Source organism: Pseudomonas triticifolii (assembly GCF_014358015.1).
GTDB classification, from domain to species: domain Bacteria; phylum Pseudomonadota; class Gammaproteobacteria; order Pseudomonadales; family Pseudomonadaceae; genus Aquipseudomonas; species Aquipseudomonas triticifolii.
The window spans coordinates 1-3,328 of sequence record NZ_JACONV010000043.1 but is presented as its reverse complement, the minus strand read 5'-3'; the positions used below and the strand labels follow the sequence as shown (position 1 = coordinate 3,328).

At 51.4% G+C, this 3,328-nt stretch carries 2 rRNA genes; both read right to left on the bottom strand.

Going from position 1 to position 3,328, the window contains the following annotated elements:
• Nucleotides 1-108 (bottom strand): 5S ribosomal RNA (gene rrf, locus H8S56_RS24385); the annotation flags it as partial.
• 150 nt (nucleotides 109-258) lie between these two features.
• Nucleotides 259-3,151, bottom strand: a 23S ribosomal RNA gene (locus H8S56_RS24380).
• Between the last annotated feature and the right edge of the window lie 177 nt (nucleotides 3,152-3,328).

Here is a 3,328-nt window from a genome sequence, read left to right as displayed (position 1 = left end):
ATGACCTACTCTCACATGGGGAAACCCCACACTACCATCGGCGATGCATCGTTTCACTGCTGAGTTCGGGATGGGATCAGGTGGTTCCAATGCTCTATGGTCGTCAAGAAATTCGGGTACCGAACCGTGCCAGAAGGCGCGTTTCAGCAAATCGGGTATGTGATATCGGTGTCGTTCGTGACGCAAACTTTCGGTTCGTGTCGTCTTCACAGTCACCGCAATCTGTGCCCTTCGGGTCGCAGATTGCTTGGGTGTTATATGGTCAAGCCTCACGGGCAATTAGTATTGGTTAGCTCAACGCCTCACAGCGCTTACACACCCAACCTATCAACGTCGTAGTCTTCGACGGCCCTTCAGGGAACTCAAGGTTCCAGTGAGATCTCATCTTGAGGCAAGTTTCCCGCTTAGATGCTTTCAGCGGTTATCTTTTCCGAACATAGCTACCCGGCAATGCCACTGGCGTGACAACCGGAACACCAGAGGTTCGTCCACTCCGGTCCTCTCGTACTAGGAGCAGCCCCTCTCAAATCTCAAACGTCCACGGCAGATAGGGACCGAACTGTCTCACGACGTTCTAAACCCAGCTCGCGTACCACTTTAAATGGCGAACAGCCATACCCTTGGGACCGGCTTCAGCCCCAGGATGTGATGAGCCGACATCGAGGTGCCAAACACCGCCGTCGATATGAACTCTTGGGCGGTATCAGCCTGTTATCCCCGGAGTACCTTTTATCCGTTGAGCGATGGCCCTTCCATACAGAACCACCGGATCACTAAGACCTACTTTCGTACCTGCTCGACGTGTCTGTCTCGCAGTCAAGCGCGCTTTTGCCTTTATACTCTACGACCGATTTCCGACCGGTCTGAGCGCACCTTCGTACTCCTCCGTTACTCTTTAGGAGGAGACCGCCCCAGTCAAACTACCCACCATACACTGTCCTCGATCCGGATAACGGACCTGAGTTAGAACCTCAAAGTTGCCAGGGTGGTATTTCAAGGTTGGCTCCACGCAGACTGGCGTCCACGCTTCAAAGCCTCCCACCTATCCTACACAAGCAAATTCAAAGTCCAGTGCAAAGCTATAGTAAAGGTTCACGGGGTCTTTCCGTCTAGCCGCGGATACACTGCATCTTCACAGCGATTTCAATTTCACTGAGTCTCGGGTGGAGACAGCGCCGCCATCGTTACGCCATTCGTGCAGGTCGGAACTTACCCGACAAGGAATTTCGCTACCTTAGGACCGTTATAGTTACGGCCGCCGTTTACCGGGGCTTCGATCAAGAGCTTCGCTTGCGCTAACCCCATCAATTAACCTTCCGGCACCGGGCAGGCGTCACACCCTATACGTCCACTTTCGTGTTTGCAGAGTGCTGTGTTTTTAATAAACAGTCGCAGCGGCCTGGTATCTTCGACCGGCGTGGGCTTACGCAGTAAATGCTTCACCCTCACCGGCGCACCTTCTCCCGAAGTTACGGTGCCATTTTGCCTAGTTCCTTCACCCGAGTTCTCTCAAGCGCCTTGGTATTCTCTACCCAACCACCTGTGTCGGTTTGGGGTACGGTTCCTGGTTACCTGAAGCTTAGAAGCTTTTCTTGGAAGCATGGCATCAACCACTTCGTATCCTAAAGGACACTCGTCATCAGCTCTCGGCCTTAGAATCCCGGATTTACCTAAGATTCCAGCCTACCACCTTAAACCTGGACAACCAACGCCAGGCTGGCCTAGCCTTCTCCGTCCCTCCATCGCAATAACCAGAAGTACAGGAATATTAACCTGTTTTCCATCGACTACGCTTTTCAGCCTCGCCTTAGGGACCGACTAACCCTGCGTCGATTAACGTTGCGCAGGAAACCTTGGTCTTTCGGCGTGGGTGTTTTTCACACCCATTGTCGTTACTCATGTCAGCATTCGCACTTCTGATACCTCCAGCAAGCTTCTCAACTCACCTTCACAGGCTTACAGAACGCTCCTCTACCGCATCATCCTAAGATGATACCCGTAGCTTCGGTACCTGGTTTGAGCCCCGTTACATCTTCCGCGCAGGCCGACTCGACTAGTGAGCTATTACGCTTTCTTTAAAGGGTGGCTGCTTCTAAGCCAACCTCCTAGCTGTCTAAGCCTTCCCACATCGTTTCCCACTTAACCAGGATTTTGGGACCTTAGCTGACGGTCTGGGTTGTTTCCCTTTTCACGACGGACGTTAGCACCCGCCGTGTGTCTCCCATGCTCGGCACTTGTAGGTATTCGGAGTTTGCATCGGTTTGGTAAGTCGGGATGACCCCCTAGCCGAAACAGTGCTCTACCCCCTACAGTGATACATGAGGCGCTACCTAAATAGCTTTCGAGGAGAACCAGCTATCTCCGAGCTTGATTAGCCTTTCACTCCGATCCACAGGTCATCCGCTAACTTTTCAACGGTAGTCGGTTCGGTCCTCCAGTCAGTGTTACCTAACCTTCAACCTGCCCATGGATAGATCGCCCGGTTTCGGGTCTATTCCCAGCGACTTGACGCCCTATTAAGACTCGCTTTCGCTACGCCTCCCCTATTCGGTTAAGCTTGCCACTGAAAATAAGTCGCTGACCCATTATACAAAAGGTACGCAGTCACCCAACAAAGTGGGCTCCCACTGCTTGTACGCATACGGTTTCAGGATCTATTTCACTCCGCTCTCCGCGGTTCTTTTCGCCTTTCCCTCACGGTACTGGTTCACTATCGGTCAGTCAGTAGTATTTAGCCTTGGAGGATGGTCCCCCCATATTCAGACAAGGTTTCTCGTGCCCCGTCCTACTCGATTTCATTGCAAAGAGATTTTCGCGTACAGGGCTATCACCCACTATGGCCGCACTTTCCAGAGCGTTCCGCTAATCTCAATACAACTTAAGGGCTGGTCCCCGTTCGCTCGCCACTACTAAGGGAATCTCGGTTGATTTCTTTTCCTCAGGGTACTTAGATGTTTCAGTTCCCCTGGTTCGCTCCATACACCTATGTATTCAGTGTAAGGTAACTGTCTTATGACAGCTGGGTTCCCCCATTCAGACATCTCCGGATCACAGTCTGTTTGCCGACTCCCCGAAGCTTTTCGCAGGCTACCACGTCTTTCATCGCCTCTGACTGCCAAGGCATCCACCGTATGCGCTTCTTCACTTGACCATATAACCCCAAGCAATCTGGTTATACTGTGAAGACGACATTCGCCGAAAGTTTGTTCTCACAAACTTTACCTTAGCCTGTTCACCACCAGTGAAAGTGGTCAACAGTCTATTTCTTTCTATCACATACCCAAATTTTTAAAGAACGATCTAATCAAAGACTAGAAATCAACATTTA